This window comes from Mucilaginibacter auburnensis (assembly GCF_002797815.1).
GTDB lineage: Bacteria > Bacteroidota > Bacteroidia > Sphingobacteriales > Sphingobacteriaceae > Mucilaginibacter > Mucilaginibacter auburnensis.
This window is the reverse complement of the sequence record NZ_PGFJ01000001.1, coordinates 1,529,145-1,545,552: the sequence shown is the minus strand read 5'-3', so window position 1 is coordinate 1,545,552 and position 16,408 is coordinate 1,529,145. Positions and strand designations below refer to the sequence as shown.

Annotated in this window: 15 protein-coding genes; 10 read left to right on the top strand and 5 right to left on the bottom strand. The window is 41.9% G+C overall.

Annotated elements, in window-relative coordinates; genetic code table 11:
- Positions 1–136: 136 nt before the first annotated feature.
- The 10 genes from CLV57_RS06840 to CLV57_RS06795 all read left to right on the top strand — a co-directional run bounded on the left by CLV57_RS06840 (position 137) and on the right by CLV57_RS06795 (position 10,638).
- A complete protein-coding gene (locus CLV57_RS06840; RefSeq protein ID WP_245856889.1) occupies positions 137–1,135 on the top strand; it encodes an NAD(P)H-quinone oxidoreductase in 999 nt (332 codons plus the stop codon).
- A gap of 165 nt (positions 1,136–1,300) precedes the next feature.
- Positions 1,301–2,110: an MlaE family ABC transporter permease gene (locus CLV57_RS06835; RefSeq protein WP_100340567.1), complete on the top strand. Its 810-nt coding sequence runs from the start codon at positions 1,301–1,303 to the stop codon at positions 2,108–2,110.
- A gap of 3 nt (positions 2,111–2,113) precedes the next feature.
- The gene (locus CLV57_RS06830) at positions 2,114–2,887 is read left to right on the top strand and encodes an ABC transporter ATP-binding protein (protein ID WP_100340566.1); all 774 of its coding nucleotides are present in this window, start codon (positions 2,114–2,116) and stop codon (positions 2,885–2,887) included.
- Between the two features lie 18 nt (positions 2,888–2,905).
- Complete coding sequence (locus CLV57_RS06825) at positions 2,906–3,904, top strand: MlaD family protein (protein WP_100340565.1); 999 nt, start codon at positions 2,906–2,908, stop codon at positions 3,902–3,904.
- Between the two features lie 136 nt (positions 3,905–4,040).
- Entirely contained in the window at positions 4,041–4,784 is a 744-nt protein-coding gene (gene fabG, locus CLV57_RS06820; RefSeq protein WP_100340564.1) for a 3-oxoacyl-[acyl-carrier-protein] reductase, read from the top strand.
- Between the two features lie 235 nt (positions 4,785–5,019).
- Complete coding sequence (locus tag CLV57_RS06815; protein ID WP_100340563.1) at positions 5,020–7,107, top strand: vWA domain-containing protein; 2,088 nt, start codon at positions 5,020–5,022, stop codon at positions 7,105–7,107.
- 162 nt (positions 7,108–7,269) lie between these two features.
- The gene (atpD, locus tag CLV57_RS06810; RefSeq protein WP_100340562.1) at positions 7,270–8,772 is read left to right on the top strand and encodes a F0F1 ATP synthase subunit beta; all 1,503 of its coding nucleotides are present in this window, start codon (positions 7,270–7,272) and stop codon (positions 8,770–8,772) included.
- Positions 8,773–8,861: 89 nt separating this feature from the next.
- Positions 8,862–9,113 (top strand): ATP synthase F1 subunit epsilon, encoded by a 252-nt coding sequence (gene atpC, locus CLV57_RS06805; protein ID WP_100340561.1) that lies wholly within the window; start codon positions 8,862–8,864, stop codon positions 9,111–9,113.
- Positions 9,114–9,321: 208 nt separating this feature from the next.
- Complete coding sequence (locus CLV57_RS06800; RefSeq protein ID WP_100340560.1) at positions 9,322–10,011, top strand: peptidase associated/transthyretin-like domain-containing protein; 690 nt, start codon at positions 9,322–9,324, stop codon at positions 10,009–10,011.
- Positions 10,012–10,194: 183 nt separating this feature from the next.
- A complete protein-coding gene (locus CLV57_RS06795; RefSeq protein WP_100340559.1) occupies positions 10,195–10,638 on the top strand; it encodes an Hsp20/alpha crystallin family protein in 444 nt (147 codons plus the stop codon).
- Positions 10,639–10,721: 83 nt separating this feature from the next.
- Here the strand turns inward: CLV57_RS06795 and CLV57_RS06790 are convergent, their stop codons facing one another.
- From CLV57_RS06790 to CLV57_RS06765, 5 genes are all read right to left on the bottom strand, one after another.
- Entirely contained in the window at positions 10,722–11,018 is a 297-nt protein-coding gene (locus CLV57_RS06790; RefSeq protein ID WP_100340558.1) for a hypothetical protein, read from the bottom strand.
- Between the two features lie 106 nt (positions 11,019–11,124).
- Positions 11,125–11,421 (bottom strand): thioredoxin, encoded by a 297-nt coding sequence (gene trxA / locus CLV57_RS06785; RefSeq protein WP_100340557.1) that lies wholly within the window; start codon positions 11,419–11,421, stop codon positions 11,125–11,127.
- Between the two features lie 98 nt (positions 11,422–11,519).
- Positions 11,520–12,665 carry a Gfo/Idh/MocA family protein gene (locus CLV57_RS06780; protein WP_100340556.1) on the bottom strand — a complete coding sequence of 382 codons (1,146 nt, stop codon included), beginning with the start codon at positions 12,663–12,665 and terminating at the stop codon, positions 11,520–11,522.
- Between the two features lie 345 nt (positions 12,666–13,010).
- Positions 13,011–13,376 (bottom strand): response regulator transcription factor, encoded by a 366-nt coding sequence (locus CLV57_RS06770; RefSeq protein ID WP_100340554.1) that lies wholly within the window; start codon positions 13,374–13,376, stop codon positions 13,011–13,013.
- An 11-nt stretch (positions 13,377–13,387) separates the two neighbouring features.
- Positions 13,388–16,390, bottom strand: coding sequence for a PAS domain S-box protein (locus CLV57_RS06765; protein ID WP_100340553.1), 3,003 nt, complete (start codon positions 16,388–16,390; stop codon positions 13,388–13,390).
- Between the last annotated feature and the right edge of the window lie 18 nt (positions 16,391–16,408).

Sequence of the window (16,408 nt, the reverse complement as noted above, 5' to 3'; positions counted from 1 at the left end):
GACCTCGCTGCGCTGGTCTGCCCTCTCTTCACCTGCGGTGGAAAGAGGGCGGTTTTGAACCCCAACATTTTAACTCTCCCCTCTTTGCGAAGCAGAGAGGGGCCGGGGGGGGTGAGCAAACAGCGGTTAATAATTTATGCCGATATTTACCGCTATGCAAGCCATCATTATAACCCAACCCGGTGCACCCGAAGTTTTACAGGTTGCTGAGCGACCAATACCTGTTTATGCTGATACCGAAGTACTGGTAAAGGTTGCCGCGGCGGGCATAAACCGTCCGGATGTATTTCAGCGGAAAGGCAACTATCCACCTCCTGCGGGTGCACCTGCGGATATACCCGGACTGGAAATTGCGGGCACCATTACAGCCGTTGGCAGCGCAGTTACCCGCTGGAAGGTAGGCGATGAGGTTTGCGCTTTAATTGCAGGCGGTGGTTATGCCGAATACTGCAACGTACCCCAAGGGCAATGCCTGCCTGTACCCAACGGCATGAGCATGATTGAAGCGGCCTCATTACCCGAAACCTTTTTTACCGTGTGGGCCAATGTTTTTTATGCGGATGTATTAAAGGCCGGCGATAGCTTGTTGGTGCATGGCGGTGCAGGGGGTATTGGCAGCGCGGCCATTCAGATAGCCAATGGGTTGGGATTAACCGTTTATACCACGGCATGTTCGGCAGATAAATGTGCTTTTTGTGAGCAATTCGGTGCGGACAAGGCCATCAATTATAAAACCGAAAACTTTGCAGAGGTTATAAAACAACTCACCAACGGCAAGGGTGTAAATTGGATATTAGACAGTATTGGCGGCGATTATACATTACCCAACTTACAATCGCTTGCTGAAGATGGGCGATTAGCCATTATCAATGCGGTAAATGGAAAAAATGCCGGGGTTGATCTATCCTTAATTATGCGCAAGCGTTTGGTTATAACAGGCTCTACCTTGCGCCCACGATCTGTTGAATTTAAAGCTGAAATTGCCCGCCAGTTAGAAGAAAAGGTATGGCCACATTTAGCATCTGGTAAAATAAAACCGGTTATTTTTAAAACGTTTCCTGCCGCGCAAGCTGCCCAGGCGCATCAACTAATGGAAGATAGCGTGCATATGGGCAAGATAGTGTTGGTGTTTTGAAGACGTTATTTTCCGTCTTAAACTTCTTCCAATTTTTACTTTCCACTAACATTTGCAAATGTACCTTTGCCGTATTAATCATTTGATTAATTTTGCAATCGCAACAAACAACATTGCTTATGTGTTTGTTGATTATTACACATAATAATACCTTTGCCGCCGTTAATGGATATACAAAGTAGTCAAGCCCCAGCAGTAAAAAAACCGCAAAGTAAGTTCCGTAAAAGGTTATTTGACTTTTTTGCCTCGCTGTATGATATCCATAAATTTATCATTCGCTTCTTTAAAGAGGCCTTTGTACCCCCTTTTGAATTTAAAGAAATAGTACGCCAATGCTACGAGGTGGGTGTGCGGTCATTTACGCTAATATCGCTTACCGGCTTTATTGTAGGTTTGATCTTCACCAAACAATCTCGTCCGTCTTTAGAAGTATTTGGAGCGAGTTCATGGTTACCTTCACTGGTATCTATCGCCATAATGCGTGCTTTGGCCCCTTTGGTAACCGCGCTTATTGCTGCCGGTAAAGTAGGCTCAAGTATTGGCGCCGAGTTAGGTTCTATGCGCGTAACCGAGCAGATTGATGCCATGGAGGTATCGGGTACCAATCCGTTTAAATTTTTGGTATGCACACGCGTAATAGCAACTACCCTTACCATACCCATTTTAGCCACCTATACCGGACTAATAGCCATGCTGGGCGGTTATATTAACGTAGCCGTAAACGAGGGTACCAGCTTTACCACCTTTATACAAGAGTTTTTTGATCCGTTAAGCTTTATTGACTTTAACTCATCGCTTATTAAATCAATTGTATTTGGTTTTACCATTGGTATTGTTGGCAGCTACCAGGGCTACAACTCTAATAAAGGTACAGAGGGTGTAGGTAAAGCGGCTAACGGCGCGGTTGTTACCGCCATGTTTTTAGTTTTTATTGAAGAAATTGTTATTGTACAGATGACCAGTTGGTTCCGTTAAGATATGAACAAGGCAAACGTACCTATTGATAAAAGCAACGCGGTTATTCGCATAAAAGGGTTAAAAAAATCTTTTGGCGATTACCACGTTTTGCGCGGTATTGATCTTGATCTTTATCAGGGAGAGAATCTGGTGGTGCTGGGCCGCTCGGGTACAGGTAAATCAGTATTGATAAAAATTATATCGGGACTGCTTAAGTTAGATGAAGGGCAAGTTGATGTATTGGGTCATGACATTAATAACATTACCGAACGTGAGCTACGCGAGCTACGTGTACGAATAGGTTTCTCTTTTCAAAATAGCGCCTTGTATGATAGTATGACGGTGCGCAAAAACCTCGAGTTCCCGTTAGTACGCAACAAGCGCAACCTTACCAAGGGCGAAGTAAATACTGCGGTTGAAACGGTGTTAGATGCGGTGGGCTTATCGCAAACCATTAATCAGATGCCATCAGAGCTTTCGGGCGGTCAGCGTAAACGTATAGGCATTGCCCGTACGCTAATACTTAACCCGGAAATAATGTTATATGATGAGCCAACAGCAGGCCTCGACCCTATTACTTGTATCGAGATCAATGAGTTGATCAACGAGGTTCAGGAGCGCTATAACACGTCATCCATCATCATAACGCACGATTTAACCTGCGCCAAACAAACCGGCGACCGTATTGCCATGTTGTTAGACGGGCAGTTTCAGCGCCAGGGTACTTTTGATGAGGTTTTTGACACAAACGACGAACGGGTTAAACCGTTTTTTGATTACAATTTTATAAAGTAGATTTAAATAAGAAATTATATGGAAGCATCAGAAAATAAACGTTCAATTATAGTGGGCATATTCCTGGCCGTAGGGTTGGTAGTGTTCATGCTGGGCGTTTTTGTACTGGGTAGCCAATCAAAAAGTTTTTCAAAAAGCGTACACATCAGCGCTGTTTTTGAAGACGTAGCCGGATTGAAAAAAGGCAATAGTGTTTGGTTTTCGGGCGTTAAGGTGGGCAGCATCAGTAAAATAGAGTTTATTGGGGCCGGTCAGGTTGATGTTGCCATGAACATTGACGAGGCCAGTCAGCCCTACATTCACCGTAACGCTGGTGTTCACATTGGCTCTGACGGTTTAATTGGTAACAAAATTATTGTTATCGACGGCGGTACGCCCCAGGCACCAGTTATTCAGGAAGGCGACGTTTTACAAGCTGAAAAAATGACCTCTACTGATGAGATCATGAAAACGCTGCAACAAAACAACCAAAACCTGTTATCTATAACAGGCGATTTTAAATTACTAAGCCGCAAAATATTACAGGGTAAAGGAACGGTAGGCACCCTAATGGCTGATAGCATGATGGCTATTCAGCTACGTAATGCCATGCGTAATCTTGAATCGGCTACTGGTAGTGCTGCACGTATGGCTGTTCAGTTAGACAGGTTCAGCAAAACCATGAACACCAAAGGCGGTTTGGCAGACAAGTTATTTACGGATACCGCCACATTTAACCAGCTAAGCTCATCGGTTGCGCAGCTACAACAAACCGCTAAAAACGCAGCTACCATTACTGATAACCTGAACAAGGCTACCAATAAGTTTAACAGCACAGACAACGTTATTGGCGTTTTACTAAACGACCCTAAAGCAGCTACTAAAGTGCAAAGTTCGATAGATTATCTACAGCAAAGCACCGTGAAACTAAATGATGACCTTGAAGCTGCGCAACACAACTTTTTACTACGTGGCTTTTTTAAAAAACGCGAGAAAGCAAAGCAGGATAGCATTAAAGCTGCGCAGAAGGGAAAATAGTCTGAAAGTAGGAGAAGTCTGAAAGATATTTGATAGCGATGGGGAAACCTGTCGCTATTTGTGTTTATAACAAGCCTTTCTGCAATTCGCTCTAAATGTTTATCTTCACCGCCCGAAACGGAAGTTGAAAAAGTTTATGAAATTATTAGAAGGAAAAACGGCGCTAATTACCGGTGCTTCAAAAGGAATAGGTCGCAAAATTGCTGAGAAATTTGCCGAGCATGGCGCTAATGTAGCTTTCACCTATTTATCATCAGTTGAAAAAGGACAAGCGCTTGAACAGGAGCTGCAAAGTTTTGGTACACAGGTTAAAGGCTACCGTTCCGACGCTTCAAAATTTGACGAGGCAGATAAACTCATAAACGATATTGTTGCTGATTTTGGCACCCTTCACATTGTGGTGAACAACGCTGGTATAACCAAAGATGGTTTACTAATGCGCATGACTGAAGAACAATGGGATGAGGTTATACAAGTTAACCTGAAATCAATATTTAACGTTACCAAAGCGGCATCAAAAATAATGATGAAAAACCGCAACGGCGTTTTCATTAACATGAGCTCTGTAGTGGGTGTTGACGGCAATGCTGGTCAGGCTAACTACGCGGCATCAAAAGCAGGCATTATCGGTTTCTCTAAATCAATGGCTAAAGAGCTTGGCTCACGTAACATACGCACCAACGTTATTGCGCCGGGCTTTATCCGCACTGAAATGACAGACGTGTTAGACCCTAAAGTAGTTCAGGGCTGGGAAGCAGGCATCCCGCTTAAACGTGCCGGCGAAACTGAAGATGTTGCTAACGCCTGTGTCTTTCTTGCATCTGATATGGCTACCTACATCACCGGGCAGGTTATTCCGGTTGATGGGGGAATGTTGTAGGTTAGTTGATTAGAGACTGGTGATTAGAGATTAGTTGCCGTAAAATATTTAAAAGAGCATATTTGTATAGCAAGTATGCTCTTTTTGTTTGAAGTCACAAAATTAAAGTGCTAAGGACTAAAATATTTTTTGCAACCTCTCCCCCCTCTGTAACAAAAACATTTCAAGCAGTTAATAATTATTTTTTGCATTTTGCGATTACGTAAACGTACTGCGTAAAACGTAAACCTATAAAATGCTGCTATTTTCAATTACCTGGGGCACAGTTTCCGGTTGGTGGACACCTGTTTGCCTGCTGTTAGCGCTTGCTTATGCCTGGCTCATGTATCGCCAGCCCGTGAGCCTGCCCGAAAATTTCAGGAAAGGCTTATTTGCTGTAAGGGCTATTGCTGTATTTATTATAGCCATGCTGTTGGTATCACCGCTGTTGCAATCTGTAAGTTATCAACCTCAAAAACCTTTGATATTAGTAGCGCAGGATAATTCCCAATCTGTATCGCAATTTAAACCCGCTAACTTTAATCCGGCTGGCTTTGTAACCGAATTAAGTAAGTTAAAAGACAAATTAGGTGATGACTACGATGTACGCGAATTCAATTTTGGTGCCGACCTTGGCAATGGCCTGAGCAATAAGTTCAATGCCCGTAAAACAGATATTTCCTCAGCGTTGCGCCAACTGAACGACCGCTATGCCAACCAAAACATTGGTGCCATAGTATTGGCTACCGATGGTATGTATAACCAGGGCGCAGATCCGCAATACGATGCCCGCAATATCAAAACCAGCATTTACACCCTCGCGCTTGGCGATACAGTTGCCCGGCGAGACCTCTTAATAGGCAATATCAATTACAACAAAACAGCCTATCTGGGTAATAAATTTGAAATAGAGGTTTTAGCGGAAGCCTGGCAGAGTAAAGGGGAAACCATGCGCCTCACCGTTACAGAAGGGGGCAGGGTTTTACACAGTGAGAATATTCAGGTAGGTACTGATGCTTTTAAAAAGATCACCACCTTTCAGTTAGAGGCTGATAAAAAGGGTATTCACCGATACAACATTAACATAGCGCCGGTTAAAAACGAACTGTCGGTACAAAACAACTCTGAAACTATTTATGTGGAGGTTTTAGATGTTCAGCAAAAAATATTGCTGCTATATGATGGCCCTCACCCCGATGTTACGGTTATAAAACAGGCTATCGAAAGCAATAAAAACTTTGAGCTGAAAACAAGTTTGGTTACAGACATGGGCGACGTAAAGTGGAGTGATTACAGCTTGCTCATGCTTTACCAGCCATCGGCTTCTACCCTATCACTGCTTAAGCCTGTTTTAGCTAAAAGCCGTGTACCTGTTTGGTACTTATTAGGCGCGCAGGCAGATATACGCGGCTTTAATACGCAGCAAAAGCTGGCGGCTATCAGCAGTAGCCGCTTAGACATGCAGGAGGTTTTTGCGTTGCCGGTAAATGAGTTTGCGTCATTCACACTCAGCGACTCCACCATTCAGAAAATAAACAAGTTCCCGCCGCTAATGGCTCCATATGCCAATTACAGCGTAACCATACCCAATGGTGTTTTGTTAAGGCAGCGCATTGGGGCGGTACCAACTACCTATCCATTATTAATGTTTGGTGATGATGGAGGTCGCCGCACTGGTGTTTTTCTGGGCGAGGGGATCTGGCGCTGGAACTTATCAGAATTTCAAACCTTTGGCAACCACCATGCGGTTGAAGAATTGTTTAGCCAGGCGGTACAATATTTAACTGCCAATACAGACAGGCAACGTTTCAGGGCCTATCCTTCAAAAAACGTTTTTGACGAAGGCGATAATGTTTTGCTCAATGCCGAATTGTATGATGACGCACTTGAATTAACCAATACACCCGACGTTAAAATAGCTATTAAAAGCACCGACGGCAAAAACTACAACTTTTTGTTTACCCGCATGGGTCAAACTTACCAGTTAGATGCCGGCACATTGCCAATTGGAGAATATACTTACAGTGCTGCTGTAGTGTTAGGAAACAAGTCTTTTAGCGCAAACGGCCAGTTTACGGTAAAACCGCTTAACCTGGAAATAAGGCAAAGTGTAGCCAACCGCCAGTTGTTGAATAGCATAGCTACGCAAAGCGGCGGTAAAATGTTGTATCCGCAACAGATGGATCAGTTAGTTGATTTGATAAAAAAGAATGAGAATATAAAAACCATAGCATTTGAAGACAAGCATTATAGCGATATAATTGATGTGAAATGGATATTTGCTTTGATATTTATTTTGTTGGGCACTGAATGGTTTTTACGCAAACGCGAAGGGGAAGTATAGGTGCAAAATTGCAGGCTACAGCGGAGGCTTAAGCAGGGCAAAAAAAATCTGCAATTATCTATGTTAAATCTTGTTATAAATCTTAACTTTGCGCCCTGAAATAGCGGGTACTTTGCACCCTCTGTTTTAACAAAGAGTTATTTAAAAATCACCAGGTAATATATGCCAAACATTGGAAAAATATCACGGATCATTGGTCCGGTAGTCGATGTTAGCTTCGCTGACGCGCAGCTTCCCAAAATTTATAACGCATTAGAAATCACCAAAGCAAGCGGCCAAAAGATAGTTCTTGAGGTTCAACAACACTTAGGTGAAGATCGTGTACGCGCTATCGCGATGGATTCTACCGACGGTTTATTACGCGGTATGGATGTTATCGACTTAGGATCTGCTATCAAAATGCCAATTGGCGATGATATTAAAGGCCGTGTATTTAACGTGGTTGGTGATGCTATTGACGGTATTGCTGATCTGGATAAATCAAATGGTCGTCCAATTCACAATAACCCACCTAAGTTTGATGACCTATCAACTGAGGCCGAGGTATTGTTTACCGGTATTAAAGTAATTGACCTTTTAGAGCCTTATTCAAAAGGTGGTAAAATTGGTTTGTTTGGTGGTGCGGGTGTAGGTAAAACCGTATTGATCCAGGAGCTGATCAATAACATTGCGAAAGCTTATGACGGCTTATCAGTATTTGCAGGTGTAGGTGAGCGTACACGTGAAGGAAATGACCTTTTACGTGAGATGTTGGAATCAGGCATTATCAAATACGGAGATGCCTTTATGCACTCAATGGAAGAAGGTGGCTGGGACCTGTCAAAGGTTGATGCTACTGCGCTTAAAGAATCAAAAGCAACATTCGTATTCGGTCAAATGAACGAGCCTCCAGGTGCACGTGCACGTGTGGCGCTTTCAGGTTTAACTATTGCTGAATATTTCCGTGATGGTGATACCGAAGGTAAAGGCCGTGATATATTATTCTTTATTGATAACATTTTCCGCTTTACACAAGCAGGTTCTGAAGTATCAGCGTTATTGGGTCGTATGCCATCAGCGGTAGGTTACCAACCAACATTGGCTACCGAGATGGGTGTGATGCAGGAGCGTATTACTTCAACCAAACGCGGATCTATCACTTCAGTACAAGCGGTATACGTACCTGCGGATGACTTGACCGACCCTGCGCCGGCTACAACCTTCGCTCACTTGGATGCTACTACTGTACTTTCACGTAAGATTGCCGAGTTAGGTATTTACCCTGCGGTGGATCCTCTGGATTCAACCTCTCGTATCCTTAGCCCTGCTGTATTAGGTGATGAGCACTACAATACTGCTCAACGCGTAAAAGAGATTTTACAACGTTACAAAGAGCTTCAGGACATTATTGCCATCCTGGGTATGGACGAGCTTTCTGAAGAGGATAAACTGGTTGTATCACGCGCTCGTCGTGTTCAGCGTTTCCTTTCTCAGCCGTTCCACGTTGCTGAGCAATTTACAGGCTTGAAAGGTGTATTGGTTGACATTAAAGAAACTATCCGTGGCTTTAACATGATCATGGACGGTGAAGTTGATGAGTATCCTGAATCAGCATTCAACCTTGTAGGCAGCATTGAAGATGCTATTGAAAAAGGTAAAAAATTGTTAGCAGAAGCTAATTCATAAGACATGAGTATTGAGATTTGAGATTTGAGATAATGCAGGAGGAAGCTTCTCACATCTCATATCTCAAGTCTCACATCTAAATAAACACAATGACATTAGAAATTCTTACTCCGGATAAAAAAGTATTTGAAGGCGAAGCTACTTCGGTAACCTTGCCGGGTGCTGTTGGCTCATTTGAAATATTAAATAACCACGCGCCTATTATATCTACTTTGCTGGATGGTAAATTGATTATTCGCGGAGCGGGTAAACAAGAAGATGTGTTTTTTATTAAAGGCGGTGTTGTTGAAGCATCAAATAACAAAGTAGTTGTTTTAGCCGAAGGTATAGAGCATAAATAAGCCCACTTTAGTTCAAGATATCAAAGCCTTTCCTTTTATGAGGAAAGGCTTTTTTATTATGTGCACATGTTTCTTATCCCGCTGCCTTAATGAAATAAATCACTACTATAACCGGTTACAAATTTGGCACCCCCTTTGTTAATTTTTTTTTACAGATGGCGAGCCATCAAATTATTAACTAACTTGAGCGCATAATTATACCTACTCTATGAAACCGCACTTTTTAATAGCCGCTTTATTGTTTTTATTTATTGCGCAGGTTACCAATGCGCAAAATTACCTGGAAGGAAAAGTAATTGATGTAGCCAATAACAAAACATTGAGCGATGTTTTTATAAAAAATATTACCGCTAATAAAATTACGGTTACTGATGAAGACGGTGAGTTTGAAATCCAGGGTTCGGTGGGTAATTTGCTTGTATTCAGTACGCCGGGCTATGTGCCGGACACGATGGTGGTAGTTGATTTGTACAAACTTACAGTTAAACTAAAGCAAACTACTTCCTTGTTAAATGAGGTAAACGTACGGTCGCAAAGAGAAACTTTCGACCCTCATACCGAATATCCTGAAGTTTATTCAAAAAGCAAGGTATGGATACTTTCACCAAGTAGCTTGTTTGGAAAAGAAGCTAAAAACGCCCGCCGTTTAAAAAAATATTTTGAGCAGGAAGAAAAAGAACGTGCAATTGACCAGGCTTTCAGCATTGCTTACGTAAGTAGTTTAGTTCCGCTCAGAGGTGTGGAATTACAAACATTTATGGCTATGTATCGCCCAAGCTTTGAATTTGTGCAAAGCAACAGCGGCCCTTCGCTGGCATCATACATAAGCGACTCTTACAAGAAATACAAAGAGCTCCCACCTGAAAAAAGGCAGCAAAGCAGTTTACAGGGTCAATAGTACCTATTCAGCAATACAATCCATTAAGTAGATCTGTCATTTTTAGCTGAAAAAATTTCATTCACCCTGAAATTTTTTCAGCTAAAAATGCATTATATGCTACTGGCACAGTGCTTGTTAAAGGTGTATTAGTTTAATTAATTATAAGTTTTATTCTATTATTAAATTAAGGAGGACAGACCTATGACATTGGTTAAATTTAATCCAGAAAAACGTAACAACGGTGCTTTAATGCCTAACTTCACAGACGTTTTTGATTCTATTTTCAACGACAGTTTTTTTAATGACCGTATGACCGTACGTGTGCCGGCAGCTAACATCAGTGAAACAGAAGATCATTATCATGTTGAACTGGCTGCGCCGGGCTTGCGTAAAGAGGATTTCAAACTGAATTTAGAGCGCAATGTGCTCAGCATCTCAGTTGAAAATCAGAAAGAACAAACCAATTCTCAAATAAGCTATAACAAAAGGGAATTTGCTTACAATTCGTGGGTACGTTCATTTACGTTGCCTGAAAGCGCCAACCCTGACTATATTGAAGCAACATATACTGATGGAGTTTTAAAAATTGATATTGCAAAGCGTGAAGAGGCAAAAGCAGTACGCAGGCAAATTGAAATAAAGTAAAACCAACTCATCATTAACAAAAACGGCTCCCGCCTATGCGTGGAGCCGTTTTTGTGTTTATAAGTTAAGCCTCTTAGGAAGTATCAAATAAATAACCCCTTAAATTGCTTATAATAATCGGCAATGTGTTGCTCCAATTGCTTAACAATATTCTTGTTGAGATTACCGCTACGTCGTACACACTTATATTCGGACGTAAGATCAACCTCCCCTAACAAATGCCCATGTTCAATTACCTTGAAATGTTTGTTGTGATGCGGCATTATTGTCAAATTTAACTCCTGGCCGGGCAGGTTGATCAATACGTGAAATTGTCTTTGAGGTAGAAAACCTAATTGCTGTAACATAACACCTCCGTTTTTAAATGTGTTAATAAGCATGCAGATGCTTTAAATTAGAACACAATAAGAGCCATAATATTGTGCGTGATGGATTAATTAATTCACTAATACTTAATAGGAAACCAGGTAAGTTACATCTTTTAAATTACAGGTATTGTGTTATTACCTGTTGTAATTGCGCCGCTTGTATAACACCGCTCTGTCTCCATTTTGTCTCACCATTTTTAAATACCATTAGGGTTGGCACGCTTTGTATGCGGTAAGCATTAGCAACAGACGGGTTTTTGTCTATATCAATTTTGATGATGGTAACTTTATCGCCCATGTTTGTTTTGAGCTGTTGTAAAATAGGCGGCATCATTTGGCAAGGGCCACACCACTCAGCCGAAAAATCAACTAATACAGGTTTATCTGAAGCTATTATTTCGTTAAAGTTTGCCATAATAGATTATAACTTTTTTAAATAGAAAAGGTTTTAATAGGAACATTGAACACAGAAGAACCAATGCAAGGAGTTAGTTCCGTATTCAATATTCTTATTTATAACTTCAAATCCACTCTCTTAGCTTTAGCCTGCGCCTGTAACGCCAACTCTGTAGCTAAAAAACAATGAGCCTGCGGCATAGCGGTTTCCGTGCGGTTAATTACATCGTTTACAAACTGCTCGCCAAAAGGCAGCACCTGGTTACTACAGTCAATGTACTGTATACCTTTCTTGTCAGCTAAAAACAAATGACTACCACCCGGCCTTCCGGCAATGTCAATATATTTGCGCACTTCAATATAACCGTCCGTACCTAAAATAGTTAAACGCCCATCGCCAAAAACGCTCACACCATCGGGTGTAAACCAATCTAACCGTACATAACCCATGCCGCCGTTGCCGTGTACCATAGCATCGCCGAAATCTTCAAATTTAGGATACTGTGGATTGTGCACATTAGCAACCTGCGATGCCGTGATCTCTGCTTTTGTAGTGCCTGTATAAAATAAATACTGGTCAAACTGGTGCGAGCCAATGTCGGTAATTATTCCGCCATAATATTGGGGATCAAAAAACCAGTCGGGCCTTGTTTTAGGCGACATTTTGTGCGGCGCAATGTTAATGGTTTGAATTACTTTACCAATTGCACCTGCCTGCACCAATTCGCCAGCTTTGATGCTACCTTTATTCTCCAACCGTTCACTGTACATAATTGAATAAATGCGCTTAGTCTGCTGCTGCACCTTGCGCACTTCTGCCAGTTGAGCCAATGTGATAACACCCGGCTTATCAACCAGGTAATCCTTACCGTGCTGCATCACTTTAATCCCTAACGGAGCACGGTCAACAGGTATTCCTGAACTCAGTATAAGTTGTATGGATGGATCTTCCAATATCTCGGTATCTGTGGCTGCCTTTTTAACATTTGGATACCTGCGCATAAAGCCTGTCATCAGTTCAGGTTCTTTAGCGTAAACTGCAACAAGCTGCCCGCCCCCGCCTGTTACAGCATCAACCATGGCGTAAATGTGGCTATGATTTATACCGATAACGGAAAAACGTATCTTAGCATCAGCAGGCTTAACAGGTGGCGGAGGAGGAGGCGCGGCGAAAACAATTGCAGGGGGTAATAAAATACTTCCGCCTGCCGCGAGTGCAGTTCGCTTTAAAAAATCTCTTCGGGTATTCTCTTTATTATTCATTGGCTTTTAATTGGATAAATAAATTTAGTTATATCCATTTAAAAGGCCCTGAACAAAATGCGCAATCGTTAAAGTTGCTTTATTATTGGTTAGTTACTACGTACCTGCCTTTTTTACACTTGGCACAAAAAAGCTTCTTCACCGGTAAAAAAAACAAAAAATTCCTTACAAACCAGCTTCTACGCTGTTTGAAATGATAAGGCTGACCGCATTTGGGGCAACTATGATCTGAGGCTTTCACTGATTTATTTTTCAACTACTACAAATATTACTCAATTAACGGCTAAAATATAATTGATAAATTAAGATAAAATACAATTTATAAAAAAGTAAGTAACAAGCACTTTACTTTATTTGGGCTTTAACTTTTTCCAACAATTCGTTCATTTCAAACGGCTTGGCTACAAAGTCGTCTGCCCCGGCATCCATTGCAGATTGTTTAATATCGCGGCTTGCAGATATCATAATAACCGGCATATGGCGGGTAAATTCACTTTCCTTTAGCTTTTTGCAAATGTCTCTCCCATCTTCTCCAGACATCCAGATATCCAACAACAAAACATCCGGAAGGTCTGTCATTAGCAATACATCCGAACCATTTACTGTTGAGCGCACATGATATCCTTCAAACTCAAGCAGCATTTCAATTGCATCTACAATGCCTGGATCATCATCTGCTATCATTATGGTTTTAAGCTGCGGCTCTGTCATGTAGTATATGGCTAATAAATAATTGAATTGTGATCAACGGGTAAAGCAAAACAAAAATCAGACCCCTCCCCCTCTATACTATTCACCCAGATGCGTCCGCCTTCGCGCTTAATTATTTCTGATGAAATATAAAGGCCCAGGCCTAAGCCCGGAAAAGTATGTTGCTTATCTCCGCTAACCCTGTAAAATTGCTCAAAAACGCGGTTTCGCTTATCGGGTGCAATACCAATACCGAAGTCTCTTACGGATACTGTCACCTCATTTTCCCGCTTTTCGGAAGTGACAATAATCCGTTCGCTATTGGGCGAATATTTTATAGCATTAGTAATTAAATTGGTTATAACCTGGCTAATGCGGTCCCTATCGGCAAATATTTCCCCAACTTCTGTAAAGTTCGTTATCAGTTGGTGTTTTTGAGTTATGTGTTGCAAGTCTTCTACTGCTTCCTTTAAAGCATCTGTAAAATTAAACCGAGTACGATTAAACTGTAACTTACCTGAGTTTATTTTGGTAACGTCAAGCAAGTCGCCAATAAGTGCAGTAAGGCGGTTTATTTGAGCATCCATACGGGCTACCATAGCGGCTTTTTTTTGTTCTCCTTCTGCTTTCAGCATGGCACCGAGCACCTGTGTGTATGCTTTTATACTTGTTACCGGCGTTTTTAACTCATGACTGGCTATACCTAAAAAGTCATCTTTCTGGCGCTCTAAACGCTTTTGCTCATCAATATCAGTATTTGTGCCAAACCATTTTACAATTTTACCTTCGCTTGTATAAGGCAGCGCTCTTGCCAGGTGCCATTTGTAATTGCCGTATCTATCCTTCAGCCTGAACTCGCATTGATAGGCATCGCCTGTAATGAGGGACCTTGTAAAGGCTGCACTACACATTTCACGGTCATCCGGATGAATCGTTAAAATCCATTTTGGCCCGATGATCTCATCCAAATCAACACCGAAATAGTCTAACGCGCGGTCGTTAGCATAATCCAGGTCTCCATCAGGGGTGGTTATCCATAATTGAACCGGCATAAATCCGGTAACAAATTCAAACTGCTTTATCTGCTCGTTCAGCTCTTCATTTTTAAGAAAAAGTTGCTGTTCCGCAAGGTTCTTTTCAGTTACATCTGTACAGGCACTTATATAACCGGCAAAACTACCATCGCTACGGTATTGTGGGTTTCCACTTGCAAAGCACCAACGCTGGTTGCCGTTAGTATTTATTACCTTGAAAGTTGCCTCAAATGGGCGCCGTTCAGTCAAATCAGCAATGAACTTGTTATACGTTTTGTCGCGGTCATCCGGCGCCAGTGCATCCAGCCAGCTTATGCCGCAACTTTGGTTAAATGTATGCCCCGTCCAATCCAGCCATGTTTGATTTACATAGTTGATATTGCCTTGCTCGTCGCTCATCCATAAGGCTATTGGTGCTGCTCTGGTTATGTTTTGCAACAAGTGTTCACTTTCAACAAGAGCTTTTTTGTCTTCAATTTCCCTGCGAAGATCTCGCGCTACACCCCCACGACCAATAGGTTTGCCGGTAACCGGATCATTAATATTAACACTGGTTACAAATGCAGGAATAGGCTCCCCGGTTTTAAAATGACGATAAGTAAGCTGAGCAGTCCATTTTCCATCTTTTCGCACCTTAGCATAAATATCATCACCAACACGATCCTGCTCATTTGGCATTAAAAAATCGGTATTCTTCCTGTAAACAGGTTCATCAGGATCTAAGCCTACCATCTCTTTGCCGGCACGGTTAACATAAGTAACCATGTTGGTATCAATATCGGTAAGCGCTATAAAATCTGAACTGTTCTCAATAAGTGCTATTAATTTGTTCTGTTCATTACGCGCTTCCATTTCAGGCCGCAGGTCGCGCGCCACAGATGCCATAGCTATTGGCTTGCCAGTATAATGACCATCAATTCTGAACGCCTTTAAATAAATAGGAATGACCTCTCCGGTTTTAAAATTACGATAGTAGCGTTCGCCTTCCCATTTACCGGTAGTAAGTATTGCTTCTGCTGCGGCTCTGGTATCTTCGGGCAGGTTGGCGAAAAAATCAGCTGCGGGTCGGTGTATGTCTTCCGTTTTTTCCAATCCAAGTATTTCGTAACCGGCTTTGTTAAGATAGGTAACATTGCCTTCCAGATCAGTGATACCAATCGCTTCATCGGTATTTTCAACTAAAGAGAGTAACTTTTGCTGCTCTTTATTAACTTCCATTTCCCTGGTAATATCCTGAATAGTGCCCGCGAAACGTATGCAAATGCCTTTATCATCAAAATATGCGCGCCCTATTGATCGTACCCAATGCAATAACTCGGCGTTAGGTCCTACTACTCTGAACCTGACATCATAAAGTTGGTTTAAAACCGGGTCAATTGAGGCACTAACTGCCTTTTTAACGCGCTCCACATCATCCGGATGCACACAGGCTAATACATCTGCGTATGCTATTGCATTTTTTCTGAAACCGAACAAAAACTGACAGCGCTTGTCCCACACTACAGTTTGATTTGCCGGATCAAGGTTCCATGTGCCCAACTCTGCCGCATCAAGAGCAAATTGTGTCCGTTCTTCTGATTCGGCGAGCTGTTGCCGGGTTAAGGTTAGTTCAGTAATATCATTACCGGTATTCAAAATGCCCCACACTTTTCCCTCAGCATCTTTTAAGGGTTTAAATGCAAAGTTGAAATAAAAAACGCTCAACTTACCATCTACCACCAAATCAACACGTTCTTCAGTAGTTTCGTAAACAATGCCGGTATTGTAAACGTCTAACAAAGTTTGATACACTTTTTGCGTACGCAACTCCGGCAGTACATCAAAGTATGGCTTATCAAGTACATCATTACCCTTTCCGTATATTTTCAGGATAGCCTTATTGGCTATTTTAATGATAAACTCCTGCCCCACATACAAAGCCACAGCAGTGGCCGATTCTTCAACCAGCGTACGAAAAATATTTTCGTTCTGTTGAAAATGCAGATCAGGATGGTTTACCATTGGTGAATTTGAGAATAA

What these genes read in the sequence shown, in the direction of transcription:
- CLV57_RS06815 (WP_100340563.1), top strand. Translation starts at nt 5,020, where the DNA reads ATGCTGCTATTTTCAATTACCTGGGGCACAGTTTCCGGTTGGTGGACA.
- fabG (WP_100340564.1), top strand. Translation starts at nt 4,041, where the DNA reads ATGAAATTATTAGAAGGAAAAACGGCGCTAATTACCGGTGCTTCAAAA.
- CLV57_RS06800 (WP_100340560.1), top strand. Translation starts at nt 9,322, where the DNA reads ATGAAACCGCACTTTTTAATAGCCGCTTTATTGTTTTTATTTATTGCG.
- CLV57_RS06830 (WP_100340566.1), top strand. Translation starts at nt 2,114, where the DNA reads ATGAACAAGGCAAACGTACCTATTGATAAAAGCAACGCGGTTATTCGC.
- CLV57_RS06780 (WP_100340556.1), bottom strand. Translation starts at nt 12,665, where the DNA reads ATGAATAATAAAGAGAATACCCGAAGAGATTTTTTAAAGCGAACTGCA.
- CLV57_RS06825 (WP_100340565.1), top strand. Translation starts at nt 2,906, where the DNA reads ATGGAAGCATCAGAAAATAAACGTTCAATTATAGTGGGCATATTCCTG.
- CLV57_RS06795 (WP_100340559.1), top strand. Translation starts at nt 10,195, where the DNA reads ATGACATTGGTTAAATTTAATCCAGAAAAACGTAACAACGGTGCTTTA.
- CLV57_RS06840 (WP_245856889.1), top strand. Translation starts at nt 137, where the DNA reads ATGCCGATATTTACCGCTATGCAAGCCATCATTATAACCCAACCCGGT.
- CLV57_RS06835 (WP_100340567.1), top strand. Translation starts at nt 1,301, where the DNA reads ATGGATATACAAAGTAGTCAAGCCCCAGCAGTAAAAAAACCGCAAAGT.
- atpC (WP_100340561.1), top strand. Translation starts at nt 8,862, where the DNA reads ATGACATTAGAAATTCTTACTCCGGATAAAAAAGTATTTGAAGGCGAA.
- atpD (WP_100340562.1), top strand. Translation starts at nt 7,270, where the DNA reads ATGCCAAACATTGGAAAAATATCACGGATCATTGGTCCGGTAGTCGAT.
- CLV57_RS06765 (WP_100340553.1), bottom strand. Translation starts at nt 16,390, where the DNA reads ATGGTAAACCATCCTGATCTGCATTTTCAACAGAACGAAAATATTTTT.
- CLV57_RS06770 (WP_100340554.1), bottom strand. Translation starts at nt 13,376, where the DNA reads ATGACAGAGCCGCAGCTTAAAACCATAATGATAGCAGATGATGATCCA.
- CLV57_RS06790 (WP_100340558.1), bottom strand. Translation starts at nt 11,018, where the DNA reads ATGCTTATTAACACATTTAAAAACGGAGGTGTTATGTTACAGCAATTA.
- trxA (WP_100340557.1), bottom strand. Translation starts at nt 11,421, where the DNA reads ATGGCAAACTTTAACGAAATAATAGCTTCAGATAAACCTGTATTAGTT.